The following is a 24,554-nucleotide window of genomic DNA, read 5'->3' as shown; positions in this document are numbered from 1 at the left end:
ATGCCTGTAGGCCAGGCTTTAGCCTTGCATCATCCTAGTCAGGGTAAACCCTGATCCAAACAAAACCAAACAACAGCAGAGACCTACACCCGTCACCATATCTATATCTGTAGGCAAGGCTTTTAGCCTTGCATCATCTAGTCGGGATAAATCCTGACCCACAACACAGCATCACCTGTCACCACACCTGTAGGATAGGCTTCAGCCTTGCAACATCTAGTCAGGATAAATCCTGACCTACAACATAACTAAACACCAGAAAACCCCGCACCCGTAGGCAAGGCTTTTAGCCTTGCATCACCTAGTCAGGATAAACCCTGAACTACAACAGAGCGAAACACCGGTTATCGCATCTGTAGGCAAGGCTTGAGCCTTGCATCACCCTAGTCAGAATAAATCCTGACCCACAACACAACCAAACAACTAAAAAAACCACACCTGTAGGCAAGGCTTTAGCCTTGCAAAAGCTACCATTAATGCCATTGTTGAGATCTCCAGCTAACAAAATCCTACAAACTAATGATTGCTTTTATGGCTTAAAAAACGATACATATAGTCTATCTGTTGTCTTTATAAAGCAGTTGAACTCTGCCGAGGAGGTATATGCGTACTTGTTTTGTACTATTAATACTATTGAGCAGTTTATCAGTGAGTGCTGAGCAACCTCCTTATCGCGCCTATGATTGCACGGCGGTAGAGATTGAAGAGGTCGACCCGGCAACATTAACCAAGGAAGAGCGTATCAGCCTAATGGAAAATGCGTTACTTGATTCAGTTAACCGATACAGTACTTGCATGGACCAAGTGCAACAAAGCATGGCGGCACAGCAGGCGGGTGAAGGTACAGGACATAACAATGCCCAAGCAACACAGCAAACACAAGACCAAGCTCAGGGGCAGAACGAAATGCTACAACAGCAAGCACAAAATAACACTGAGGTGGATGATAAAGAGCGTAAGGCTGGCCCTGGTCGAGAGCAGCAAGTGGTCGCGCCAAAAGACAACGACTCGATAATTTGCACTATGCTATACGAAGAGATTCAGAAGGAAACCAATGAGGCAACACGCAGTGCTTTACTGCAGCAGTATGAAGACTATCGTTGTACTCAGTAAGGATGGGCAGTGACATGAAATATTTAGTTCAAATACACCTAATGAGTGCATTATTGATATCACTCTTATTGGTGAGTGGTTGCAAGTCTACTACTACACGGACTGGACCTATAGCTGTGGGGCCGGGCGTCACGCAATCACAAAGCCCGTCTCCTGAGCCGAAGCGCTATACGTATAACAGCGATATTTATTTAGATGTGGCTATTCCTGTTTTCAACCCCGGCTTCCCTATCGACGATGATACCGGCCACGTTGATTATCAAGAGCTTGATGAGTTAGATATATGGCCACAACTACGCCGTGCTGAGGCCAAGCGTTTTGCCGTAGAAACCAAGCAGGCTTTAGCCAAGACCAAAGCATTCGGTTCCGTATCCGTGGTGCCCAATGCTAACACCAGTGCCGATTTATACGTGCTAGGTACTGTCTTACATTCAGATTCAGAATTTATTCGTTTAGAAGTCACCGTGGTCGATAGTAGCGGTGAACCCATTGATACTGAAGACTTTGAACACCAAGTATCGGAAAGCTTCTTTCGCGATGCAATGAACCAAGATAAAGACCCCTACGAGCCGGTGTTTGTTGAGGTAGCCGATTATGTCTATGAGCTGTTAACGGATATGTCAGAGCAGCAAAAGCAGCAACTTAAAAACACCACTCTAGTGCGTTATGCCCACTACTATGCCCCTGATGCTTTCGATGGGTATTTATCGCAACAGTTAGAAAGTAAAAGAGGGACGCAGTTCTACAAGTACGAGCTGAACGCCATGCCAGCAGCAAACGACCCTATGCTGCAGCGCATTGAGGTATTGCGTAATCAAGACATGCTTTTTGTCGACCGTCTACAGGATCAGTTTGCTGTATTTCAGCAAACAACTAATGGCCCTTATCGTAAGTGGCAAAGAGAGACCTTACCGGAAGCCGTACGGGCGCGCGAAGCGCGGTCCGAGCGCAATACTAAAGCGGTTATTGGGGCGTTAGGTTTTATTGCCGCCCTCGCCTTGGGTAATAACTCCACTTCCACATCCACAGCGGTAGCAAAAACCGCTGGAGCGTTGGGTAGCGCATGGCTATTGAAAGATGCATATCAGGCCAATGAAAATTTGCGAGTAGCGTCGGCGGTTATTGACGAAATGGGTCAAGGCTTAGACCTCACCCTAAGCCCTCAGGTGATGGAGTTCAATGAACAAGAAGTGGAGCTGACAGGCACTGCGGCGGAACAATATGAGCAATGGAAAGCACACTTGCGCAAAATGTACCAGTTGGAAAGTAGTGCAAACTAATGCAGTAACCTAAGGCCATTGTTGTGCAACCAGAACAAAGCTCACTTGATGAGCAGTTAAAAAAGCAGACTCAGGTTCGCCAATCGCAAGTGGGTACTTATGTGGCGATTGCCCTGGCTAGCGTATTGTTGGTAGCTACTGGCATTGCGGCTTATTACTTCACCACCTTGGAGGTACAGCAGCAAGTCAGCACGCCGACAGAGGTGGCAGTCAGCGCTGTTGAGGCAAATGAACAACACCATGAGCAAGCGCAGCAGGCGATACTTGCTTATGAGCAGCAATATCAACCACTATTAGCCCGAAGTCAGATTCAATCCTTTGCCCCAGCTAAGCACCAACAAGCAACACAGGCCTATGAACTGGCCTTGCAAGCCTTTGCCCAAAGCCAATTCCGCGAGGTTGAAACGCACCTTAAGCATTCGATAGCCATGGCTGAAAAGTTACAGAAGCGCTGGCTTGAGGCAGCTGATAGCTGGTATCAACAAGCTGAGCAGGCATTGACTCAGCAGCGCCCGCAGGAAGCACAGTTATATGTGCAAAAGTTAACGGCGGTTAATGACCAAGATACGCGCATCAAGGAATTGCAACAGCGCATTGATGGTTTTGCGCAGCAACAGCACTGGTGGCGCGTGTATCAAGGAGCGTTAGCGGAGCGAGATGTACCTAAGCAAGTCACTGCATTGCAACAGCTCGTTCAAGTGCAACCCAACCGAGATGAGTTAAAACAAAAATTAGCAGCGGCTCAAGAGTCATTGCGACAAAACCAATTGAGTGCAGCCGTAGAGCAGGCTCAGCAGGCGTTACAACAACAGCAGCTGCAACAGGCTAAGCAAGCGATATCGCGTATTGCACAATTGCAAGGTGATAAGAATACTCTGGCGCTGCTAAAGGCTCAGTTAGCTAAACAGCAAAGGCAATTGAGCACCGAGCAAACGCGTGCTTTACTCCTACAAGCCAGCGAGCAGCAACAGTGGCAACAGGTTATTCGGTTAGCCGAGCAATATCTACAGCAGGCGCCAGGAGATAGCACTATTACTGCGCTAGCCGCACGAGGACGCGAGGTGTTAGCCGCCAAGCAAAAACTTAATGTGTATTTAACGCGGCCACAGCGCTTAAGCGATAGCAGCGTGCGTGCTCAAGCCGAACAAGCGCTCACCCGCGCTCAACCACTCAAACCTTACTCCCGGGATTTAGCTCGTGGTATTGATACCTTACGTGCGCACCTAAAAGAGGTGAGCACGCCTGTGCAGATCACTTTGCTATCAGATGGCGAGACCCAGGTACGAATTTTTGGTGTTGAGCGCCTTGGTGAGTTTACTGAAAAAACGCTTCCGTTGTTGCCCGGCAGCTATACCATCGAGGGGCGGCGCTCTGGCTATGTCACGGTAAAAGAGAAACTCATCGTGAACAGTGACAGCCACAGCGTATCGCTCACCATAGCCTGTACTAAAAGGATTTAAGATCTATGTCTGATTTAGACGCACAACTCAAGCAGCGACAAAAAAGCACTTTGTTGCCAATGCTTATTGGTGCTTTGCTAGCGCTGTTGTTAGCACTTACGGTTGTTGTCTATCTATTTGTAGTTAAAGGCCACACCATTAAGGTCTCACCTGAGCCTGCTGCGCAACAGGCGCAGTTTAAGGTCACCTCAGGCATGGGGTGGTTGTCTGACAATGTACTATATCGCTTAGCCAGTGATGTGAGCGTGCAAGTTTCATCACCAACTTACTATGACCATGCACAGCAAATTACAGCTACCACAGCCAGTGTGGTTGAGGTGGAGCTGAAGCCAAAGCCGGGCACGCTGGCAGCAAAAGTATCCGTGCCCTTCGCCGAGCATACCTTGTGGGTCGTGGATGGGCAATTACTGGGCAATGGCGCGGCCATCAGTGAGCCCCTTGAGCAAGGGCAATACCAGTTAAGCATAGAGAATCCTTACTACCAGCGCTGGCAAAAGCGCATTGAACTAGAGCGTGCACAAACATTAACCCTAGAGCCTTTACTTAAGCCCATTAAGGGCGCCTTGAACGTTGCTTCCGTCCCCAGCGGGGCGGATGTCTATGTCAATGACCAGCTTCAAGGGCAAACGCCATTCTCCCTCTCCGTTAGTGGGGGTATTTATCAACTCACCGTGCAAAAGCAGGGCTACAGAGACAGTACCGAAGAGCTCGAGGTAACCGAGCAGTTTCCCAGTGTGGAGCGTAACTATCAACTCAAGGCGCAACAAGCAACCCTCGCTTTTACCTTGCAGCCCAGCGGCGGCAGCTTATTTGTTAACGGTCAGTTGATCAGCGAGACAGAGCTCTCGGTTGATGCCAATACCATGCACAGCGTTCGTTATGTCAAACCGGGATTTTACAGCTTTAATAGCAAGGTGATTTTACCGCCGCAGGCCCATAAGGCGTATCCTATTACTCTTAAGCCTGAGCAAGGCAAGGTGACTATTACCAGTAATGTCCAAGCTCAGGTGTATATTGATGAGCAACCTGTGGCTGCTACCCCATTGACCACCACGTTGCCAGCGTTGGCCCATGATGTGAAGGTGGCAAAACCGGGCTATCGCGCGGTACACAAAAAGCTTACACCGAGCGCTGAGCACCCAACCACTATGCATGTTGAGCTATTAACCGAGTTTGACGCTCGGCGTAGGGAGGGGCGGCCTTTGTTTGTATCAACCTTAGGTATAGACATGAAGCGTTTCTCTATGGATGCCTTTACCATGGGCTCGCCGCAAAATGAAATAGGCCGTAAACGCAATGAGTTTCCGGTAAAGGTCGATTTTTCACGAACAGTGTGGGTGTCGGCGCATGAGATCAGCGAAGCGCAATTCAGTGCCTTCGCCAACGATGTCGCTCCATCCTCTTTACCCGTGAGCAATATCTCTTGGCTACGCGCGCTGCAATACTGTAATTGGTTGAGTGAGCAAGAGGCGCTGACACCCTACTATCGCATCGCCAATAACCAATTGCTTGGTATCAACTCACAAGCACGAGGTTATCGGTTATTAACGGAGGCGGAGTGGGAATGGTTGGCGAAAAAAGCAAAACGCGCCCGCGCCACTAAATATGTATGGGGTGATAGTGAGCGTATTCCTCGTGATGCAGGAAACTTTGCTGATAGCAGTTTAAAAGGTCAGCAGCCTTTCTACTTTGCCAACTATCAAGATGGCTTTGCTAACAAAGCCCCAGTCGGTAGCTTTCGCGCTGATAAAGCGGGGCTGTATGATTTGGCAGGCAATGTCAGTGAGTGGGTGTTTGATAGCAGCTCTTATGTTACCCCAGATCTGAGTAAGGTGCATATCGACTACACCGGGCCGCGCTCTACTGGGAACCCCATTGCTAAAGGGGGTAATTATTTATCTGGGCGCATGCAATCGCTGCGCGGCGCCGTAAAGATCATCAGCGACGGGCCAAGCGCCACTATTGGCTTTCGCATAGCGCGTTATGAGAGGTAAAAATGAAACGTAAACTTATTGTCGGCTTAGTCAGTGTCATACTGGCATGCACGGTAGGGGGAGTGGCGGTGGCTGCAAAAATTAGCCTCGACTCGCCGGCCACTTTCCCCGTTGATATTTAAGGATGCACTATGAGTAGTGATAATACGCGCATGAATTTACCACTTTGGGTGTCGGTGAGTGTGTTTGTGCTTACCGTCGTTGTTGTGCACCTCTTGTATCAGGGCCTTATCCGTCCCGCCGCTGAGGCTGCTATTGCCGCTCATGGGGCCGGAGCCACAGCGAATGTGTGGGTAATACTCAAAGATGCCGAGCAACAGGCTTGTATCACTTTGGCTATATTCTGCTTGATTCTGATGGCGTACAAATATTACCGCATTGTCAGTAAAGAGGAGCCGGTGTTTACCTTCGATTATTTGCAAACCTTTGCCAAGGATAAACCTTTAGTTGTGGATGAGGCTCTGGCTTATCTGGAACAAGGCGAAAGTGCGAAAAACAGCTCAGTTGCAACGTGGATCAACTGCTTACGTCGTTATAAATACACGCAAAACGTGCAGCACGCTGCCGATGCGATTCGTGATAGCGTCGAGTCTCTTGCCGCGCAGTTAGAGGCAGGTAACGCCATGATCCGCTTTTTCATTTGGGCCATTCCCAGTATCGGCTTTGTCGGCACAGTGCGTGGTATCGGCTCGGCGCTGGCCAAGGCCGAAGAGGCCGTCGCTGGGGATATTGCCGGCATGGTCGATAAGCTTGGCGTGGCCTTTAATTCAACCTTAGTGTCACTGCTGCTGTCCATTGTCTTGATGTATGTGTTGTTTCACTTAAATAACCGCCAAGATGAAATGGTGTTGAAGACCAAAAACAACTGTGAAACCCATCTGTTGACGCATTTGCATAAGTAACTGCTGATGTTTAAACGCCGCGCTGAGCAGGGGGTTAACCTATCTTTTTTAGACGTCATGGCATGTGGCCTTGGCGCGGTATTGCTGATCTTAATTGTCATTAAGTTTCAAGCTTATACAGCAGTGCCCAGCACCGAAATAGAGCGCTTACAGCAGCAGTTGGCGGCTGCAGAGCAGCGTGTTCAGACAGCACAAGCACAGCTGGACGATATGAGCGCGCAAGTTAAGCAAGCGCAGGCGGATGGGCAGATCAGTAAGGCGCGGGTGGAGGCATTGCAAGTGATTCAACAAGCGGCGCAGCAGGCCTTAGCGCAGCAACAAGCGGTCGTCGCTCAGTTACAGCAGTCAATTGCCGCAGCGGGGCCGGCCAAGGCCGATGATCCTGTCGCCTTGAGTGGGAGTGGTGAAGAGCAGTACTTGTTGGGCCTTAAGGTCGAGGGCCAGCGCATTGGTATCTTGATTGATACCAGTGCGTCAATGACCGATGAGCAGTTGATTCAGGTGATCCGGCGAAAAATCGGCTCGGTGCAGCAAAAACAGCAAGGGCCCAAATGGCTGCGCACTAAGCGCGTAGCAAAATGGCTGTTAGCGCGCCTTCCTAACAATGCTCAAGTCAGTGTCATAAGCTTTAACTCCAGCTCCCAAGTACTGGGTCTACGCGCTATCAACTCGGCCAAGGTCGAGTCCAGCATGCAAGCCATCGTTGCCGATATTGATGCCTTGGTGCCAGAGCATGGTACAGACTTATATACCGCTTTAAAGACGATGCGCAGTACCTTGGAAAACCTTGATGCCCTGTATATCATTACCGATGGCTTACCCACCATGATGGCCGGTGCCCCCGGGTTTCGGGAAACTAAAAACTGCAAACCCCTGAGCGGTAATATGAAAACAATCGATGGTGACTGCCGTGCGCGTATTCACCAGTTTAGTGTTGCCGAGGCGGCCCCAAAGGTGCCCACCCATATTGTGTTGTTACCGCTTGAGGGCGACCCTTTAGCTCCGGCTCTTTATTGGAACTGGGCGAATGCCACCGGTGGCTTAATGATAAGCCCGGCAGGGAGTTGGCCATGAAAAGACGCGAGCCCATAGAGATATTCAGCCTGTCGTTTTTGGATATTATCTCCTGTGCCTTTGGGGCGGTTGTTATGCTTATTTTATTAGCAAAAAATGCCGATCAGGGCGAGTATAACGACGCCGGTCAAGTTGCCAATCTAGTGATTGCCCTTGATGGCGCCGAGCAGCAACTACAGCAATTACAGCAAGCGCTTAAGCAAAGTGAGCAAGCATTGGCGCAGGCGCAAGCACAAGGTGCCAGTAATGCCACCCAGCAACGCGCACTGGAAGCGCAAGTGGCCCGTGCCAAAAATAACGTGCAGCAACTGAGCGATGCCGCCTCTGGCCTCGAACAAAGCTTAATTGAACGCCAACGAGCAGCCATTAGTGCCGCTCAGGCCCCAGCTCGTGATGATGAAGTAGGCGGCATTCCGGTAGATAGTAATTATGTGGTGTTTATTATCGACACCTCAGGGTCAATGAAGACAATTTGGCCGCGTGTGTTAACAACGCTGGATGAGGTACTTAACAACCACCCTCAAGTTACCGGCTTTCAGGTATTATCCGATAACGGTGATGTGTTAGGTGGCAGTCAACTCGGTTCATGGCGTAGCGACAGTAAAGCGCAACGAGCCGGGGTATTACGGGGATTGCAGCATTGGAGTGGCAGCTCAAACAGTTCACCGGTTGAGGGGATTGCCGCCAGCTTAAAGGCTTATGCCCGTTACCAAGGTGATTTAGCCCTGTATGTGTTTGGTGATGATTATACCGGCACTAGCTATGATGCAGCATTGGCACAAATTAATCGCCTCAATCGAAACCATGGCAATCAACCCATTGCTCGGATTCATGGTATCGCCTTTAAACGCCATAGCGGGGCCTCGCGGGATATGATCAAGTTCTCCACGTTAATGCGCGAAGTGGCGCGACAAAACAACGGCACTTTTATGGGCTTATAGAGCCTTCTCCTGATGCTGCTCGCATGTTTAAATAGCGGCTATAGAGTCTATTGGTAAGTACGTTATGGAAACCTATCGCGCTATATACGAGCGTGCGCTTGAGCGAAAAGGCTCGTCAGCGCAGCTAGAAGCCTTATTGAGTCAACCCCTGAGCACCGCACAACTGCAGCGCCTTAGCGATGATGCCTGGTTAGAAGAATTTACTCGTAAGATATTTCAAAGTGGCTTTTATTGGTCGGTTATTAATGCCAAATGGTCAGGGTTTCGTGAGGTTTTTTGGGACTTCAATATCGATAAGCTGCTGATGATGTCGCCAGAAATGCTCGAGCAAAAGGCCGCCGATGAGCGCATCGTGCGCAATTTTAAAAAGGTACAAACGGTGCCCGAAAATTGCTATATGATCTATGAAACAGCGCAGCAGCACGGCAGTTTTAGCAACTTCGTAGCGCAGTGGCCAAGCACCGACATTATTGGTCTGTGGCAGTATTTAAAAAAGCAGGGAGCGCGTCTAGGTGGTAACACTGGGGCTTACGCGCTGCGCAGTATGGGCAAAGACACCTTTGTGTTATCGCGGGATGTGGAAGCCTATTGCCGCGCCCACGAAGTGATCGACGGTGGTTTGCATAGCAAACGCTCACTCACGGCTATTCAAGCTATGTTTAACGACTTGCAACAACAAAGTGGCCGCTCTTTACAAGAGCTCAGCTTACTTATCGCCTACAGTGTTGGTGACAACCGTGTTGGCATCGCCAGCTAAGGACAATTATGAAGCTTCACAACCCATATCAACATATTCCAGCCCTGAGTCATCAGGCCGAAGTTAAGCACTTCGAGCAAGCCCAAGTGTTGCTATGGAACGCCCCACTGGCTGAGCAATTTGGCCTAGGCGACGATGAGCAAAAGCGCATGCTGCTGGGTCAAGGAGTGAAGAAAACCACGGCCTTGGCTTATGCTGGACATCAGTTTGGCAATTATGTGCCGTTATTGGGAGATGGGCGGGCACATTTGCTTGGCGCGTTAGTGGATGAGCAAGGTTTAAGCTGGGATATTCAACTGAAAGGCTCGGGAGCTACACAATTTTCTCGTGGCGGCGATGGCCTCTGTGCCATAGGGCCCGCAATTCGTGAGTTTATTATGAGTGAAGCGCTGGCAGGGTTGGGTGTGCCTACCAGCCGTTGTTTAGGCGTGGCCTTAACCGGCGAGACCCTTATGCGCCAGCAGCCAAGTGCCGGTGCCATCGTCAGCCGTCTTGCTAGTAGCCACATCCGCGTCGGCAGCTTTCAGTTTTTGGCGGCGCAGCAAGAAACGCAAGCCTTGCAACAGCTGGTGGAGCTAACTATTGCTCGTCACTACCCGGAGTTGGCAGGTGAAACGGGGGACGCGCGTTTACTGGCTTTGTTTAATGCGGTGATGGCGAAGCAAATTGAGCTGGTGGTACAGTGGATGCGGGTTGGCTTTATTCATGGCGTTATGAATACCGACAATACCCTGGTGAGTGGTGAAACCATAGACTACGGTCCGTGTGCGATGATCAATCAATTTGATTTTAATCGTGCCTTTAGCTCGATAGATCGCCAAGGCCGCTATGCATATGGTAATCAGCCACAGATGGCCAACTGGAACTTAGCGCGCTTTGCTGAGACCTTAATTGACCTGTTTGCGGCGTCGCGAGAACAGGCGGTGGAAGCGCTGACAAATGCGCTAAACCAATTTGGTGACAAATTTAATTTGGCATTAAAACAGATGTGGATGAGCAAGCTGGGATTACTGGCAACGGACGGTGAGCAAGAGCCATTAATTAATGAGCTGTTGATGAGCATGCAGCAACAGCAATTGGATTTTACCAATACCTTTGCGCAACTCACTGACTATTGCCAAGGTAAACAAACGGGCTTGGCTCAACTCGAAGCGGATTTGGGCCCGTGGTTAGAGCAATGGCAGAGTGTGGTGAACCAACACTTACGCCAAAGTGCGACCTTGATGAGTAAGGCAAATCCCCAGGTGATCCCCCGTAATCATCAAGTCGAAGCGGTGATTGCGGACTTTGAACAGCAAGGCCACAGTGACAAGCTTGCGCCCTTGCTGGCGGCTTTAAAAGACCCTTATCAAGTGCAAGCACAACATCACTATCTACAGCACCCGCCCGCTACGAGTGATGAGCAGTATCAAACTTTCTGCGGCACTTAAAACGCCTGCGTTCGGTAAAAAGCCCGGCATGAACCGGGCTTTATGAGTTAATGGGCTTTGGCGTAGCTTTCGGCTTGGCGCCATACTCGCAGTAGATTCTCGCCTAAAATCTTTTTAATGTCGGCGTCGCTGTAGCCACGATCTAATAGCCCTTGTACTAGGTTTGGGTAAGTCGACACGTCTTTTAAGCCCACTGGCAATGAATCGCCAACACCGTCGTAATCAGAGCCAATACCGACGTGTTCGATGCCAATAAGCTCCACTACGTGATCAATGTGATCCAGCACTTGCTCTAAACTGGCATAAGGGAAAGGGTTCTTTTTACGGAATGCGGCTTTAAAGTCGGTGGTGTCCTTACCAGACTGCTTGGCTTGCTGCTGCGCTTCATCACGGCGGTCGTACCAAGTGTTGGCTTGGTTAGTCACAAAGCTAGAGCCAAAGTTTATTTGGATCACTCCGCCATTTTTCTTCAGCGCGAGTAGCATGTCATCGTCCATATTGCGCTCAAAGCCGGGCGTGTATTTACGCAGCGATGAGTGCGAGGCAATAACCGGTACGTTGGAAATATCCATGACTTGATAAAATGCATCGTCGGAAATATGCGAAACATCAATAAGCATGCCGACGTTATTCATTTCCTGTACTAACTCTTTGCCAAATGGGCTCAACCCTTTCCATTTGCGGCGAATATCATAGCTTGAGTCAGAAATATGGTTACTTTGCGAGTGCGCAAGAGTGATATAGCGCACACCACGCTCATAGAAGTGGTGCAGATTTTTCAGCTCGCCCTCAATGGGTGAGCCATTTTCCATCCCCATTGCCAGCGACATAACGCCATTTTTAAACTGCTGCTCAACATCGGCCACTGAATCAGCAATGGCAAATTTGTCTGGGGCACGGTACGCGAGCGCCTCCATCATATCAATAAGTTGGTTTGCTAACTCGTAGCTTTTCCCCTTACCTTCGAACTCTAAGTGGGCGGGGATGTAAATAGACATAAACGGCGCGTTAAGGCCACCTTCGATAGCACGCGGGTAATCAAAGTCACCGCGTTCGGTCGCTTTACTGACATCATCCCATTTATTGTGAATGCGATAGGGTACATCGATATGGGTATCGATAAGAATATTGTCTTTTGCCAGTTGAATTGCTTTTTCTGATGCCTGGTAGTCATCCTGTGCTGCAACACTTGTGCTGCCTAGTGCGATTGCTAGCGCTGCGCCTAGGGTGGAAAGTTTCATATCTGCCGCTCTTTATTGTTATCGTAGTGAGTGAGCTATTGTCGCTAGAATTAGCCGGTAACTCAAGTGCAGCGCGGTGGTTGTCAAGCGAACAGCCGTGCATATAATGTAGACAGCAAGGAAGTTCGTTTTAGCAAGGAGTACGCAATGCCACCTGAAAATGCCATCTTATACAACAGTTCAACCGGTACCGCGAATCAAACTTATCCTGTTGAGAACATATAATGAAAAAGGCGATAATTGCGTTTATCTCGCTTCTTCCCCTGAGTTCTTTGGCGCAAAAAGAGCTAGCATCGGATCATTTCCTCGATATGTTTGAACAACAGTTTCCGGAGATGTTTTGTCAGCCCGAGCAATTTGCCCGTGTTTGTTTCACTTATAATTTCAATCAATGTGTGCAGCATACTCAAACCCACCTTTTAGAGTGCATGGCGTCTATTGCTCCGCAGGTGCCAAATGCAATTACATCGCGTGCACAAGCGACTGAGTGGGGTGGCAAAATAGGGCGGTGTACAGGTAGTCGGTTTGGTCGCAGGCAGTTGATGGATGCCAGTATCACTACACAATGTTTAAACGTCGCTAGTGAGGCTTTTATCCAAGAGTTTATGAATAACTGAGCGCTTTTTATTTAGCCGATGCGGATCAGCGAGCCTTTGGAAAGTGCTTAAGCGACATGTATGAGAGGTGTTTTGCAAAGCGTTGCTGGATTCGCAGGCGTTAGTACCTTATTGAGTTTGTATCCTCCGGGGCGATGAGTTAAAACTCATCGCGATCGATTTGGTAATCACCTTCTTCGGCCTGCATTTGCTTAAACTGCTGTGCGCTCATAATGTTCACTTCTTCATGAAGCTCAGAGTACACAATCAGTGCTTCGCCTTTTTTCAGTTGTGTAAGAACCTGCTCAATTTTAGTGTGGTTGCCCACTTCGGTTTCACCATAGTCGGTTCCTTCACGCAGGATAAACTGCTCTATAAGGTTTGTAAGTGCTTCTTTACTTAGTTCTTGATAGGGAATAATCATGATTGTCCTAGGTGTTTGGCAAAAAACTCAGGGACGGCTTTCTCGAGCCAAAACTCCACCCCAAATAGGCCTTTATTGCTAATAAAGCCAACATGCCCTCCGCGCTTGGATACGCGTAAGTCGACGGCATGTGACACATCCTCAGGGCGTGGCACGGCTTCGGGTGCCAGCATCGGATCATCCTCGGCATGAATTATTAATGTGGGGGTGGCTATGCGTTTTAAATAGGGCTTGGCACTGCTCTTTAGGTAATAGTCCTCAGCATCGGTAAAGCCATGCAGCGGCGCCGTCACTTGATTATCAAAATCCCATAGGTCATTAATATTGCGTAACTGTTGTTCATTGAGTGCCAGCGTGTCTTGCAGTTGGGGAAGTTTACGCGCCATGGACTTTTTCATTCTTCTGAGTAGGTAGTGCTGATAAATCTTTCCTAGGCTCTTGCGGATCACCTGACATGAACTGGATAAGTCATGGGGAGCGCTGACCACTGCCGCAGCGCTGAGACCACTTTTTTCACCTTGCTCACCCAGGTATTTGGCCAGTACATTTCCCCCTAACGAAAAGCCCACGGCCGCTAAGGGGCGTTGGCCAAAGCGTTGCTGCAAAGTGCGAATTAAAAATCCCAGATCCTCGGTTTCACCACTATGATAAGCGCGAGGTTGGCGGTTCACTTCGCCAGAGCAATTACGAAAATGCATTAATACGGCATCAAGTCCTGATTGCTGCAATGCCTTCATCATGCCTTTAGCATAAAAACTATCTATATTGCCTTCCAAGCCATGCAAAATAATCACCAACGGCTTATCGGGTTGTGCGGGCTGTGCCCAAGCAAGGTCGAGGAAGTCATCGTCTTCGGTGGTGATCACCTCGCGGTGATAAGCCACTTTAAAACCGGGACGAAAATAGCGCGGTAAGATAGTTTGTAAGTGACGGCCTGGCATCCACCAAGCAGGAGTAAAATGTGTGCTCACAACATGTTAACCAAGAATATCCAGAGCCTAATAGTATCAAACTTTCACTGCTGGCTATAGACACAAAAATAAAGCCCCCGCTAATACCGAGATTAGAGGAGGCTTTGTGCGTCGTGCTTAATTTGGTTGGTTATCACCTCGCATAGCGAGGAGGTAATTGGTTGTTACTGTCCTTCAGGAACCTCAGCGTCCATTACTTTCTTGATAAAAAAGCCCACATAAAACAAGCAAAGTAGGATCACTACAGCGAGGAAGCCGAACGACAAAAACAATACTGGGTCTGAGAAAAAGTCGCGAAAAAATACTTGCATGGTGGCGTCTCCTGTTCCTTTGATGTGTTAAGTGTAGGGGACGCCAGGGGGATGAGATATGACCTAGATCAATATCGTGTTGGCCCTACGTAGGGCTTTGGTGTAGAGCTTGATCCAGATCAGCTTTTAATGGCAATAACGCATTAGGTAAATACAACGCGAGGTTAAAAGCCTGGGTATTATGGCGCAGAGTTAAGGTGTTGCAGGCGCTCACAAGTTGATGTTGCTGCAGCTTTTCCATGGCCAGCTCTAAGTCCAGTATCTGTGTGCGAATATTATTGTAGTTCACAACACTGCTCTGATTACGCTTGAGGTAACCGCGAATATCACGCAGTGGTTGCAGTGCATGCTCATTAAAGTCGCCAATACTGGCTATCAAGGAGTCTAATTGCTCTGCTTGAAGTGCCACATGTTGATAATCTAGGTAAGCCAAGAATAAACACAGATTGACGTTCAGACCATAATCATTTTGCCAATTAAGCAAGGTTTTTTGTACTTGCTCATTGTCATACACACTTAGGCTGAATTGCCAAAAATCGGCGGCATCAATTGCTTTCATAAAAGGCCTGCTCCTGTTGCTCAAGTTCATCCATATGCTCGAGCAATTGTTCTTCGGCAACCTCCTGTTGCTGAGCATAATCGCTCTGCTGAGCCAATAATTGTTTTAGTCTCTCTTTATGCTGCTCCTCGTAAACACTATTGTCGCTGAGCTGAGTTTCAATATCGGCCAGCTTGGGCGCGAGTGTATCGAGCTGTTTTTCTAGCTTGTCGATGGCCTTTTTTAGCGGTTGCACATGTTTTCGGAACTCTGCTTCTTTGCGCTTTTGCTCTTTTCTGTTGGCGCTGGAGTTGGCTTTATCGGGCTCAACCTGAGTCTGCTTTTGCTCTTGGTTAGCCTTCGTTAGCCACTGGTAGTAAGCATCTAAGTCATAGCCAAACTGGCGAACTTCGCCACTATCAACCAAGTAAAACTCATCGGCGGTATTTTTCAGTAGGTGGCGATCGTGGGACACGGTGACCATGGCGCCGTCAAAGCTTTGTAGCGCCATCACGAGGGCATGGCGCATCTCTAAGTCAAGGTGGTTAGTGGGCTCATCCAGCAGCAGTAAATTGGGCTTTTGATACACTAACATGGCCAATACCAAACGTGCTTTTTCACCGCCTGAAAACGGTGCTACAGGGTCCAAAGCTTTATCGCCGATAAAGGCAAAGCCACCCAAAAAGTCGCGTAGCGATTGCTCGCTGGCCTGCGGGTTTAGGCGCTGTAAATGGGTTACCGGACTTGCTTGTAAATCAAGCGCTTCAAGCTGGTGCTGGGCAAAGTAACCGACTTTGAGGCCTTGGTGGAAAAATACATCACCCGCTTGCGGGGCCAACTCTTGGGCTAGCAGCTTAATTAATGTCGATTTACCTGCGCCATTGCGCCCGAGTAGGGCAATGCGACTACCCGGGACTAGGTTTAACTTAATACTGTGTAAAATGGTGGTGTCACCATAGCCTGCCTGAGCGCCATCAAGAGCAATCAATGGGTTAGGCAAGGCATCCGGTTCTGCGAAGCTAAAATCAAACGGTGAGTCGACGTGTGCAGGCGCCAGTTTTTCCATGCGCTCCAGTGCTTTCACGCGACTTTGCGCCTGTTTGGCCTTGCTGGCTTTCGCTTTAAAGCGGGTGATAAACTTTTCTAGGTGAGCAATTTGCTCTTGTTGCTTGTCGAATTGCGCTTGTTGTTGCGCTAAACGCTCGGCTTTTTGTCGCTCAAATTGAGAGTAGTTACCTTTATAAACATTAATTTGTTGCTGATCGATATGCCAAATCTCACCGACTACTGCATCTAAGAATTCCCGGTCGTGAGAAATCAGAACCAAGGTCCCGGCATAACTGCGTAAAAATCGTTCGAGCCAATATACAGCGTCTAAGTCTAGGTGGTTAGTAGGTTCATCCAGCAACAATAAATCGGCATCACGGATCAACGCTTGCGCCAAATTCAAGCGCATACGCCACCCACCAGAGAAGTCACTGACCGCATAGTCTATTTGGGTATTGGAAAAGCCGAGGCCATGCAGCAATTCGCCAGCTTTGGCCTCAATACTATAGCCCTTCATCAGCTCAAGCTGTTGGTGCACTTGAGCTTGTGTCTCGCCATCGCCTTGTTGCTCCGCTTGTTTAAGCTGACAACGCAACGCGTAGTAATCCGGATTACCTTGTAGCACGTATTCCAAGGCAGTGATCGCCAATGCAGGCGTTTCCTGCTTTACCGAGGCTATAGACCACTCTTTTGGCACCTTAGCGTTGCCTGCATCGAGTTGTAGCTCACCTTTGAGTAGGGCAAACAGGCTTGATTTACCGCACCCGTTGCTGCCCACTAGGCCCACTTTATGCTGCGGGAACAAGGTGGCATTGGCATTTTTTAACAAGCATTTAGGGCCGCGTAAAAGCTCGATATCGGTAATCTGAATCATAGTTACTGCACGCTAATTAGTAATGTGCGAATGATAACACGGCCAGCACACTCAAGCGGGAAAGTTTTTGTGATACACTAGCGGCAGTTGCTGCACCGAGCCACATGCGGCGATGGCCAAAGAGGTAATGATAATGAAACAGAAAAAGCGCTTTATCGCAGGGGCTAGCTGCCCTGAATGTCAGCAAATGGACACCATGATGCTATATAAAGAGCACGACGTAGAAAAAGTGCAGTGCGTGCAATGTGGCCATATTATGACCCAGCCCGAAAACGCCGTGCAGGCGTCCACGCGTCAGTTTGAACAAGTGATTGGCGTTTTCAAGCCGGAATAATTAATAATGCGGCGGTGGTGGCTCAAGTTCTTGCGTGCCACCGGAGTTACTTTGCACTTCTCTTAGCTTTTCACCCAGCAATTCCATTTGTCGGCGCATTTTAGCGAGTTGTTGCTGGTGGGCCTTGATTTCATCATTGAGCACATCAATCGTTTCGTCTTGAAACGCTACCTTGGCTTCAAGGTTCTCTATACGTGTTTCTAATTGGTTCATGGCATGCCCTTTATATTGAAATATTCACTCAAGCCGCTGGAGCTCTCCGTGAGTAATTGATTGTTGTTGGTAAAGGCGACGGCAAACACCACCGCAGATTTTGGCTGACTATTTGCTCTGGCTGCCACTTGGTAGTCCAATACTCGCTTACCCGAGTGAGTCTCCCATAGCGCTAGCTCACGGCTAGGCGAACCTGTAGCCAGCCACTGACCATCATTTGAAAAGCGCACCGCGCTGAAAATCTTTTGTCGCGCAATATACTGCAATTGACTGTGTTGTGCACCTGTGCGCAAATCCCAAATACTCGCTTGGCGTTTGCTCCCAGCACTAAAAGCGAAGCGCCCTTGAGGATCGAGTGCAACTTGGGTGACACGACTAGCATGGTTAAAGCGATAGACCACTTGGCCACTTCGCGTATCCCACAGATAAGCTGCGTAGTCATTGGCACCGCTTAGCGCGTAGCGGCCGTTAGGTGATAAGGCGACGGCGTTAATTTTCTCTTGGTGGCCTAAAAACTCAATGCGCCGCCCGGTTTGTAAATCTACATGCACAGCGACCCCATCAGCACGGCCATAAAGCACATAACGGCCTTGATTTGCTATGGCGATGTCACGAATGTGAGACGCTTTGATGCTGTAAAAGCCGAGGTTCTCACCGCTTTGCATATCCCACACTGCAAACTCTGTTTTAGTTGCCGTGACAGCGGTGCTATTGTCGTCGGCAATAGCTAGTGCGATAACAAGATTCTGTTCATCTTCTTTAAGGTACCATTGAAATTTTAACGCATTGGCTTGATTGTCCCAGACTGCGACACCATGTTCTATGGTGGAGACCAAGCTGTATTGGCCATCGGCAGAAATGGCGGCATCAAAAGCCCCTGCGCTGGCGTGTTGATACTGTTTTATGGCATCCGAATGTTGTGGCTGGCAAGCAATTAAGAGCGCTAAGCAGATAACAATGGAGAGTGAGCGAATTATTAACATAAATTTACCAGCGTCCCTTAACTCTGCTGTCGCAAGCAGTTAGACTAGAAGTCACAACTCTAGGTTGTTTTCCTAATTATTTCATTAAAGTAATTAGAAAAACAGCCTCATGCTGGAGTTGAAAGCCAGAGCTAGCTTTATGCTAACTCTAATCAAAATTTAGTTTTGTAACCTTAAAATGGCAACACCAAGTTGCTGGAGACTATGTATGAAAAAAACAATTAAGCTATCGCTCGTTGCAGCGTCTGTACTAGCACTTACGGCGTGTAATCAAGAAGCGGCTAAGCCAGAGGTAAAAGAAGTAAAACTAGAAACCGAAGCTCAGCAGCAATCTTATGGCATTGGTGCGTCTGTTGGTAACTTCTTAAACAAAGATTTAGCGGATAAAAAAGAACTGGGTATCGCGCTTGATCAAGAGCTTATGTTACGTGGTTTTAAAGATGCACTTGCAGGTGATGCAAAAATCGAAGAAGAAAAAATCCGTGAAGTACTGACTGCACTAGACGAGTCTGTTCGCGCTAAGCAACAAGAGCAGGCGAAAGCGGCAGCACAAGAAAACCTAGCAGAAGGCGAGAAGTACCTTGCTGAGAATGCTAAAAAAGAAGGCGTAGAAGTTACTGAGTCAGGCCTGCAGTACGAAGTACTTGAGCAAGGCGATGGCGAAAAACCAGCTGAAACAGATACGGTAAAAGTACACTATAAAGGTACTTTACTTGATGGCACTGAGTTCGACAGCTCATACTCACGTAACGAACCGACTACTTTCCCACTTAATCGTGTGATTCCTGGTTGGACCGAAGGTCTGCAACTAATGCCTGTGGGTGCAAAATATAAGTTTACCATCCCATCAGAACTTGCTTACGGTGAGCGTGATCTTGGTAAGATCCCAGCTAACTCTACTCTAGTATTTGAAGTTGAGTTGCTAGAGATTGTTAAGCCTAAAGAAGAAGCTGCAGCAGAATAAGTAGCTAGATAAAAAAGAGAGCTTAGGCTCTCTTTTTTTGTGCCTGTAAAGCACTAAAAATAAAGCCTCCTTTTCGCAGAGGCTTTATTTTTCTATGTATGATTGGTGTAGAGGTTGTGAATTAGTTCATCCTCTAATTCAAAGCGGGTGCTAAGTGCTTCCCCTAATGCTGACAAGTCGTTGTCGAAGTTTTCCATCAGGTCATCACCTTTAACCTCGGCGTAGCTGTCGTTAAAGTCTAAAGCCACATCTGTAGTTGCAGAAATTTGAGGGTAAAGGGACTGAGCCAGCTCTAAGCTCTCTGGTCCACGACTTTCACATTGCTTAACGATGTCATCATAGATTTCAAAGTGTCCGGCAGATAAGTAATCCATTAACAACTGACAAAATTGTTGGATAGTCGCCGGCTCGGGCAATGCTTTATCATGCTTCGCGTTGTGCGAATTGCCTGCCATATTGCAGTACTGCACAAGCAGCTCCTGGCGCTCTGCTAACCATTTATCAATAACTGTGTGGCTGCCGCCCCATTTCTGTTGTGCTTTTTCCAACCGCGATAACATCGTTGCTCTCCTAACCTGCGTTGGTCATACCCCTATAAAAAGGAAATCTGCGTCAAAGGTCAACCTATTTTTGCGAATTAATCGATCTATAAGTGTATGGAATCAGCATAAAACTTGGCTATACAAGGCGTATTGCGGGGGAAGGCGTTAGAAAAGAAAAAGCCACCGCAAGGGTGGCCGAATTTCTTTAGCAGTCTCGTTAATCGAGCTTCTTTTTATTTAATGTGTTTCTAGCTTTTTATTATTGTTCTCTAGCAACGGATATAGTTATACCAAGGTCGTATGTGTGTTGCAAGTTCTTTAACAGAAAAATTTACTTTTTTTTATCAAAAATCACTAAAAGCTGAACAGTGAATCTTTTTAAAAGCGCAAGATTTTGTCTGATTCAATGATCTAATTCATAGTGCCACAGTGCGGTTGTGTTAGAATAATCGCAGTTTATTTTCAGTAAAAAAGAGTCACGCCATGAGCGAATTGAAAAATGATCGTTATCTTCGCGCCCTAGCAAAACAGCCAGTGGACCAAACTCCGGTCTGGATGATGCGTCAAGCTGGACGTTACCTTCCTGAGTATCGCGCTACACGAGCTCAAGCGGGTGACTTTATGAGCTTATGTAAGAACGCGGAACTGGCCTGTGAAGTGACTCTGCAACCACTGCGCCGGTACCCTTTAGATGCCGCCATACTCTTCAGTGATATTCTTACTATTCCTGACGCGATGGGTCTTGGGCTTTACTTCGAAACCGGAGAAGGGCCTAAGTTTGAGCGCCCATTAAGTAGCTATCAAGAAGTTGCCAATCTTGCTATTCCTGACCCTGAAGACGAGCTTGGCTATGTGATGAATGCAGTGCGTACTATTCGCCGTGAATTAAAAGGTGAGGTGCCACTGATAGGCTTTTCTGGCTCGCCTTGGACACTTGCTACTTATATGGTTGAAGGCGGTAGCAGTAAGACGTTCGGCAAAATTAAGAAAATGGCATTTGCTGAGCCTAAAACTTTACACTTGTTATTGGATAAGCTCGCAGACTCGGTTACTAGCTATTTGAATGCGCAAGTAAAGGCCGGTGCGCAATCACTCATGGTATTCGATTCTTGGGGTGGAGTGTTAAGCCCGCGTGATTACGAAGAGTTTTCTTTGCGTTACATGCAAAAGATCGTTGATGGTTTAATCAGGGAGCATGATGGTCGTAAAGTGCCTGTCACCTTATTTACTAAAAATGGCGGCCAATGGATTGAAAAAATCGCGGCTACTGGTTGTGATGCAATCGGTCTGGATTGGACCATTGATATTGCCGATGCTAAGCGCCGAGTGGGAGACCAAGTAGCTCTGCAAGGGAATATGGACCCGTCTATGCTTCATGCTTCGCCTGAGCGCATTCGTTCAGAGGTTGAAACTATCCTTGCAGGCTTTGGCGAGGGCACAGGACATGTCTTTAACCTAGGCCACGGTATTACTCCGGATGTTGACCCTGAGCACGCTGGTGCGTTTATTAATGCCGTAGGTGAGTTAAGCCGTAAATACCACAAGTAACGATTTACTAAGCAATAAAAAGCCCGCTTTCGCGGGCTTTTTTGTATTTGTAGTGAAGGGGTTATATCAGGCGTTAATATATTAAGCTGGTGCCATTGGCCATCATGGATGCGCGGCCTTCCATCAGCTCTAAGTAGTTTTGTGTTGGCCAATTACGACGTTTAGCTTCGTCATAGGCTTGACGCAGGTACTTTTCGCCCTGTTGCATGCGACCCAGCTCGCTATAAGCCACGCCCAGCACTGACAGTAACACTGGGTTGTCAGGCGCATCTGAGCGCGCCAGCTCGGCATATTTTACTGCTTCTTCGTAATTACGAATTGACTCTTTGTCTGCGAAAGCGAGCAACTTTGCGTATGCGATCATGGCCGGTAAGTACTGGTTATGAGTCGCTTTTCTGAGGATATCTGCAGCTCTATCTAAGTCATAATGAATGGTTTCATAATCAAGTAGCTTAGTTGCTAGTTGATACTGTGCCCGCTCATTACCACTGTTACTCGCAAGCTCTAACCATGAAAAGGCTTTATCTTTATCGGCTTTACACGCGGTGCCGTACTCAAAACAGCGTACCATCCACAATTGCGCGTCATAGTTACCATTGCGGGCAGCACGGTAATACCAATCTAGGTAGTGATCGTTTGACTGTTCAATCAGATCGCTCTCTAGCATCATGGCATAGCGAGCCTGGGCATAGTTATTGCCATCTTCGGCCAGTGCTTTTAGCTTTTGTGCATACTCAGCTAACTGGGATTCATACTCGCGACGATGGCTCTTTTTAGAAGCTTCTAATTTAAAGGTATGGGTTAGGTCATAAACGGCTTGCGGTTCACCACTATAGTCGTTGGGCACCTTATATTGCCATTGGCTAATGGCCTCTAGGGCGGCATCATCGATGACATCTTTAGGGAATGAAGCAATAATACGGTGGTTAACAACCTGGCCTTGTTGATTAACGTCAAAGCCGACGGTAGCCCAAGCACTTTGTACTTCAGATAAGCTACTTCCATACTCCGGCTCAACTTTGCTTTTAACGGTGATATAGCGGGCATCATGTCCAGATTTATCTTTTACTGGAGCCAAGGCGCGCTGGTGAACATCAAAACCAAAATCACGGGCGAGCGCTTTGTAGTGATCTTTGCCTTCTTTGCGCGAAGGGACCAAACGACGGATCTTACGGTAGCGATCTTTGGCATCATCGTTGCCAAAGTCCAAAGCAATCATGTACCACGAGAATGCACTGTAAATATCTTCCTCGGTACCAAGCCCAAGTTCATACATACGTGCCAGCTCGTACATTGCCTTAGCGTGGCCTTGTTGTGCTAGCTGTTTAAATTCGTTAAACGCAGCAGTGTAATCTTCATTTTTGAGATCTTTTGTTGCACTGGAGTAGTCAGCGAAAGCGGTGAAGCTAGCAAGACCAAGCGCGGCACAAAGCCCTAATGCACGTATACCCATTCCCTCATTACCTGTCTTTTTTTTCTTATATGTTTAAGAGTTTACAATAATTTTACAGGCGAACAAGAGCTCTTATAGAAAAAATGGGCACAATGCCCATTTTTTCAGTTATATATGATGTGTATCAAACCAAACGGTTTAGCCCGTTCAGGGCTGCAACTCGGTAGGCCTCGGCCATCGTAGGATAGTTGAAAGTGGTGTTAACAAAGTATTCGACATTATTGCCACTACCTTTTTGCTCCATAATGGCTTGGCCGATGTGGACAATTTCTGAGGCGCGTTCGCCGAAGCAATGCACACCCAGTACCTCTTTAGTCTCACTATGGAAAAGAATTTTTAAACTACCGACGTCGGTGCCAGCGATTTGCGCTCGAGCTAGGTGTTTAAATTGGGCGCGACCTACCTCGTAAGGAATTTTTGCGGCGGTAAGTTGTTGCTCTGTTTTACCCACTGAACTCATCTCTGGGATGGTATAAATCCCGGCAGGAATATCAATAATTAGCTTTTCTTTGCACTCACCTTGAACAATGGCATCGGCGCAAATACGGCCTTGATCAAAAGCCGCACTGGCTAGGCTTGGGTAACCAATCACATCACCAACGGCGTAAACATTATCGACTTCGGTTTGGTAGCTCTCGTTGACTTTCAGCTGACCACGACCGTCGGCTTTAAGGCCAATGGCTTGCAAGTTTAGGGTATCGGTATTACCGGTACGGCCGTTGGCAAATAATAAGCAGTCGGCTTTGACGCGTTTGCCTGATTTCATATGCATGATAATGCCATCGTCTTTGGTCTCGACGTGGTCGAATTCCTCATTATGGCGAATGAAGATGCCACTGTTCCAAAAGTGATAACTTAGAGCGTCGGATATTTCATCATCCATAAAGGCTAGCAAACGGTCGCGAGTGTTGACCAAGTCCACCTTCATGCCCAAACCTTTAAAAATAGATGCGTACTCACAGCCAATCACGCCGGCACCATAAATAAGAATGCGCTGAGGATCATCTTTGAGGCTTAAAATGGTATCGCTGTCGAATACCCGAGGATGGTTAAAATCAATTTCTTTAGGGCGGTAAGGGCGCGAGCCCGTGGCGATTACAATAATAGGCGCGCTCAAGCGTTCAAACGAACCATCTTGATGCTGCACGTTCACCGTTGTTTTATCAACGAAACTGGCTTCCCCTTGAAACAAGTCAATGCGGTTACGCTCGTAAAAGCTGCTGCGTAAACTTGACTGTTTAGAGATCACTGAACTGGTATGATTCAAGATGTCGGCAAAGGTAATACGCCCAGGGCGCTCGGTGATATTGAATAGCGGATTTGCTTTGTACTCAATATAGCGACTCACTGAGTGTCGCAAGGCCTTTGAAGGAATAGTTCCCCAGTGCACACAGCCACCGCCTACGGCTTGCTGACGTTCAATGACAGCAACCTTCTTATGGCTTTTCGCAAGATTCATGGCGGTTCCTTCACCGCCAGGACCGGTGCCAATGATAATGGCATCGTACTGATACGATGCCTCTGCTTTAGGTTGCTGTTTTTTGCTTGCTGTTTGCTTTGCCAC

The 24,554-nt window shown here is 48.0% G+C and carries 24 protein-coding genes; 13 read left to right on the top strand and 11 right to left on the bottom strand.

Features of this window, described 5'->3' with window-relative positions:
* Window positions 1–603: 603 nt before the first annotated feature.
* The 9 genes from W04_RS17915 to W04_RS17875 all read left to right on the top strand — a co-directional run bounded on the left by W04_RS17915 (window position 604) and on the right by W04_RS17875 (window position 10,951).
* Window positions 604–1,113, top strand: coding sequence for a hypothetical protein (locus W04_RS17915; RefSeq protein ID WP_053911838.1), 510 nt, complete (start codon window positions 604–606; stop codon window positions 1,111–1,113).
* A 14-nt stretch (window positions 1,114–1,127) separates the two neighbouring features.
* Window positions 1,128–2,393 carry a hypothetical protein gene (locus tag W04_RS17910; RefSeq protein ID WP_231658202.1) on the top strand — a complete coding sequence of 422 codons (1,266 nt, stop codon included), beginning with the start codon at window positions 1,128–1,130 and terminating at the stop codon, window positions 2,391–2,393.
* Between the two features lie 23 nt (window positions 2,394–2,416).
* Window positions 2,417–3,853 (top strand): lipopolysaccharide assembly protein LapB, encoded by a 1,437-nt coding sequence (locus W04_RS17905; protein ID WP_053911836.1) that lies wholly within the window; start codon window positions 2,417–2,419, stop codon window positions 3,851–3,853.
* Between the two features lie 5 nt (window positions 3,854–3,858).
* Entirely contained in the window at window positions 3,859–5,847 is a 1,989-nt protein-coding gene (locus W04_RS17900) for a PEGA domain-containing protein (protein WP_053911835.1), read from the top strand.
* A 131-nt stretch (window positions 5,848–5,978) separates the two neighbouring features.
* Window positions 5,979–6,749 carry a MotA/TolQ/ExbB proton channel family protein gene (locus W04_RS17895; protein ID WP_053911834.1) on the top strand — a complete coding sequence of 257 codons (771 nt, stop codon included), beginning with the start codon at window positions 5,979–5,981 and terminating at the stop codon, window positions 6,747–6,749.
* 6 nt (window positions 6,750–6,755) lie between these two features.
* Window positions 6,756–7,823 (top strand): VWA domain-containing protein, encoded by a 1,068-nt coding sequence (locus W04_RS17890; protein ID WP_053911833.1) that lies wholly within the window; start codon window positions 6,756–6,758, stop codon window positions 7,821–7,823.
* Window positions 7,820–8,764 (top strand): VWA domain-containing protein, encoded by a 945-nt coding sequence (locus W04_RS17885; RefSeq protein WP_053911832.1) that lies wholly within the window; start codon window positions 7,820–7,822, stop codon window positions 8,762–8,764. The genes W04_RS17890 and W04_RS17885 overlap by 4 nt, the downstream gene beginning before the upstream one ends.
* A 64-nt stretch (window positions 8,765–8,828) precedes the next feature.
* Window positions 8,829–9,521, top strand: a complete 693-nt coding sequence (locus W04_RS17880; RefSeq protein ID WP_045979530.1) for a DNA-3-methyladenine glycosylase I — start codon at window positions 8,829–8,831, stop codon at window positions 9,519–9,521.
* Window positions 9,522–9,529: 8 nt separating this feature from the next.
* Window positions 9,530–10,951, top strand: coding sequence for a YdiU family protein (locus W04_RS17875; protein WP_053911831.1), 1,422 nt, complete (start codon window positions 9,530–9,532; stop codon window positions 10,949–10,951).
* Window positions 10,952–10,998: 47 nt separating this feature from the next.
* Here the strand turns inward: W04_RS17875 and W04_RS17870 are convergent, their stop codons facing one another.
* Window positions 10,999–12,192, bottom strand: coding sequence for a dipeptidase (locus W04_RS17870; protein ID WP_022945922.1), 1,194 nt, complete (start codon window positions 12,190–12,192; stop codon window positions 10,999–11,001).
* Window positions 12,193–12,416: 224 nt separating this feature from the next.
* On the opposite strand from W04_RS17870, the gene W04_RS17865 reads away from it, so the two are divergent.
* A complete protein-coding gene (locus W04_RS17865; RefSeq protein WP_053911830.1) occupies window positions 12,417–12,809 on the top strand; it encodes a hypothetical protein in 393 nt (130 codons plus the stop codon).
* Between the two features lie 139 nt (window positions 12,810–12,948).
* Here the strand turns inward: W04_RS17865 and W04_RS17860 are convergent, their stop codons facing one another.
* The 5 genes from W04_RS17860 to W04_RS17845 form a co-directional block, all read right to left on the bottom strand.
* Window positions 12,949–13,212, bottom strand: coding sequence for a YheU family protein (locus W04_RS17860; protein WP_053911829.1), 264 nt, complete (start codon window positions 13,210–13,212; stop codon window positions 12,949–12,951).
* Complete coding sequence (locus W04_RS17855) at window positions 13,209–14,183, bottom strand: hydrolase (RefSeq protein WP_082342285.1); 975 nt, start codon at window positions 14,181–14,183, stop codon at window positions 13,209–13,211. The genes W04_RS17860 and W04_RS17855 overlap by 4 nt, the downstream gene beginning before the upstream one ends.
* 164 nt (window positions 14,184–14,347) lie before the next feature.
* The gene (locus W04_RS19010) at window positions 14,348–14,494 is read right to left on the bottom strand and encodes a hypothetical protein (RefSeq protein ID WP_022945927.1); all 147 of its coding nucleotides are present in this window, start codon (window positions 14,492–14,494) and stop codon (window positions 14,348–14,350) included.
* Between the two features lie 85 nt (window positions 14,495–14,579).
* Window positions 14,580–15,053, bottom strand: a complete 474-nt coding sequence (locus W04_RS17850) for a TIGR02444 family protein (protein ID WP_053911827.1) — start codon at window positions 15,051–15,053, stop codon at window positions 14,580–14,582.
* Window positions 15,040–16,953, bottom strand: a complete 1,914-nt coding sequence (locus W04_RS17845; protein ID WP_053911826.1) for an ATP-binding cassette domain-containing protein — start codon at window positions 16,951–16,953, stop codon at window positions 15,040–15,042. The genes W04_RS17850 and W04_RS17845 overlap by 14 nt, the downstream gene beginning before the upstream one ends.
* A 133-nt stretch (window positions 16,954–17,086) precedes the next feature.
* Here W04_RS17845 and W04_RS17840 point away from each other — a divergent pair, with 133 nt between their 5' ends.
* Complete coding sequence (locus tag W04_RS17840; protein ID WP_022945930.1) at window positions 17,087–17,287, top strand: YheV family putative zinc ribbon protein; 201 nt, start codon at window positions 17,087–17,089, stop codon at window positions 17,285–17,287.
* Here W04_RS17840 and W04_RS17835 read toward each other — a convergent pair whose 3' ends face one another.
* Together W04_RS17835 and W04_RS17830 are read right to left on the bottom strand one after the other, a co-directional pair.
* The gene (locus W04_RS17835; RefSeq protein WP_022945931.1) at window positions 17,288–17,500 is read right to left on the bottom strand and encodes a SlyX family protein; all 213 of its coding nucleotides are present in this window, start codon (window positions 17,498–17,500) and stop codon (window positions 17,288–17,290) included.
* Complete coding sequence (locus tag W04_RS17830) at window positions 17,497–18,483, bottom strand: WD40 repeat domain-containing protein (RefSeq protein ID WP_053911825.1); 987 nt, start codon at window positions 18,481–18,483, stop codon at window positions 17,497–17,499. The genes W04_RS17835 and W04_RS17830 overlap by 4 nt, the downstream gene beginning before the upstream one ends.
* Window positions 18,484–18,691: 208 nt before the next feature.
* Here W04_RS17830 and fkpA point away from each other — a divergent pair, with 208 nt between their 5' ends.
* Window positions 18,692–19,447: an FKBP-type peptidyl-prolyl cis-trans isomerase gene (fkpA, locus tag W04_RS17825; protein ID WP_053911824.1), complete on the top strand. Its 756-nt coding sequence runs from the start codon at window positions 18,692–18,694 to the stop codon at window positions 19,445–19,447.
* Between the two features lie 92 nt (window positions 19,448–19,539).
* Here the strand turns inward: fkpA and W04_RS17820 are convergent, their stop codons facing one another.
* A complete protein-coding gene (locus W04_RS17820) occupies window positions 19,540–20,007 on the bottom strand; it encodes an Rsd/AlgQ family anti-sigma factor (protein WP_022945934.1) in 468 nt (155 codons plus the stop codon).
* A 465-nt stretch (window positions 20,008–20,472) separates the two neighbouring features.
* On the opposite strand from W04_RS17820, the gene hemE reads away from it, so the two are divergent.
* Complete coding sequence (gene hemE / locus W04_RS17815) at window positions 20,473–21,537, top strand: uroporphyrinogen decarboxylase (protein ID WP_053911823.1); 1,065 nt, start codon at window positions 20,473–20,475, stop codon at window positions 21,535–21,537.
* Window positions 21,538–21,610: 73 nt separating this feature from the next.
* Here the strand turns inward: hemE and W04_RS17810 are convergent, their stop codons facing one another.
* Together W04_RS17810 and sthA are read right to left on the bottom strand one after the other, a co-directional pair.
* Window positions 21,611–22,990 (bottom strand): TonB family protein, encoded by a 1,380-nt coding sequence (locus W04_RS17810; RefSeq protein WP_053911822.1) that lies wholly within the window; start codon window positions 22,988–22,990, stop codon window positions 21,611–21,613.
* Between the two features lie 124 nt (window positions 22,991–23,114).
* The gene (gene sthA / locus W04_RS17805) at window positions 23,115–24,554 is read right to left on the bottom strand and encodes a Si-specific NAD(P)(+) transhydrogenase (protein ID WP_053911821.1); all 1,440 of its coding nucleotides are present in this window, start codon (window positions 24,552–24,554) and stop codon (window positions 23,115–23,117) included.

It is taken from the genome of Pseudoalteromonas sp. SW0106-04 (genome assembly GCF_001293805.1).
GTDB lineage: Bacteria > Pseudomonadota > Gammaproteobacteria > Enterobacterales > Alteromonadaceae > Pseudoalteromonas > Pseudoalteromonas ruthenica.
This window is presented reverse-complemented; position numbering and strand designations above follow the sequence as displayed.